General features: G+C 35.4%; 1 protein-coding gene. It reads right to left on the reverse strand.

The window, feature by feature from the left end:
• Positions 1-409: 409 nt before the first annotated feature.
• Entirely contained in the window at positions 410-1264 is an 855-nt protein-coding gene (locus DBR11_RS26735) for an Rpn family recombination-promoting nuclease/putative transposase (RefSeq protein ID WP_158275388.1), read from the reverse strand.
• Between the last annotated feature and the right edge of the window lie 379 nt (positions 1265-1643).

Genomic DNA, 1643 nt, shown 5'->3' on the forward strand with positions numbered 1-1643 from the left:
ATCTAGCATCTACCTAAAATATTTCCTTTATTTATAAATGCCAGTTATCCGTTTAGAAACTATTTTAACTATACCTCCCCAATGGGAATACTTGGTTAGGTGGCAGACCGATTGTTTCTTAGAAAGTATATGGTAAATCTGTTATTGATTAGAAATAAGGTAATAAAAGAACATGCAGAAACGCTCGGCTTATAACTTCTTAGCAGAACCATCAATCGCTCTATTACCTTTACTATTTAATTGCTCATACTTATTCCTTACGCATCTAATGGCAATATAATTGTGCACGATAACATAAATCTTGTTATTGTGCATTAATTATGTTACTACCTACAGTAAGTCTAATAGATGCTGTCGCAAGAATCTCTCCTCCGGCCCATTTAAATATTAATATGGATCTTACTTAAGCTTATACCAGTGTTTGGATTTCAGCTATAGAAAGATTGGTTAACTCAGCAATCTCTTCAACATGCATACCTTTTGTTTTTAATTTAACAGCCATTTCCCTTTTCTCTTGCTCCGCCTTAGCACGTTCCATTTCCATACCCTGCTTCTGTCCACGCTGCTCCCCCCTCAATTCCGCAGACTCAAGAGCACTATAATTATCACGCTTAATCTTTAAACTTTCCTGGTACGCATTCATATCTTCCGGGCTTAAATTAATGACCTCTGCCAATTGGTATAACTCTCTAAAAACCTTTTTCTTACGCAAAGGTACTGGAATTTCATCTAATATTTCCATATTCCTTAAAGAGTACAACCAGCCATCCTCATTAGTTTCCAATTCATCCACCGATTTTTTAAACTTCGGCAACTCTACAAAAATGTACCGAAGTTTATCATAGAACACGGTATGAGTCACTACATCCATCAAACGAACATCATGCAAATATTGATTCCGATGCGTATGATCAAAACTAAAATCCATCAACGCCACAACATACACCTCCGGTAAACGGTAATTCCAGTCCGGCGCCACAGATTTTCCTTGTTCCCTGATGAGGTTCGCTGAATAATAGAGAATACGATCCTTAAAAAACCGCTGGCTCGCCTGTTGGATCTCCACAATAAATTTACCCCCTTTGTTATCGGTACAATACACATCAAAAACGGTTTTCCTGTTCTCTTTACGCATCCCTTTATGATTCGGGTTATTAAAAGTCAAATCACGGATCACCTTTCTACCCTTAAAGACAGCATTCAGAAAATCAATCAATAACTTCTTTCTGGACTCACTCCCAAAAATATATTTAAATGAAACCACCTTGAGCAAACACTCAAAAAAGCAATAAATATGCTCATGATAGCTTCATAACCTTTAAAAATCAAATTATATATTGATGAAAAATCCGTCTTTACATTAATATACCTGCTATTAGATAGCTCTGTCGGTTTTACTTGGTTTACAAGATTAGTTTTCTTCGGCATTCTGTCGCTTAAACCTTCCATTTACTCCGCATACAATGCCAATATTTAACACCATAAACAAGCACCTAAAAAGGCATTTTATAAAAAATTAGTTGCCGCTAAAGTATACAGTTCCAACCATAAAAACACCAATTCCAAAACAAATTTATTATTTTTAAACATTTGAAAATCAATCAAATAAATTGAAAAATAGCACCAAATCCTGAACCAAAACC

It is taken from the genome of Pedobacter sp. HMWF019, assembly GCF_003061025.1.
Lineage (GTDB): Bacteria > Bacteroidota > Bacteroidia > Sphingobacteriales > Sphingobacteriaceae > Pedobacter.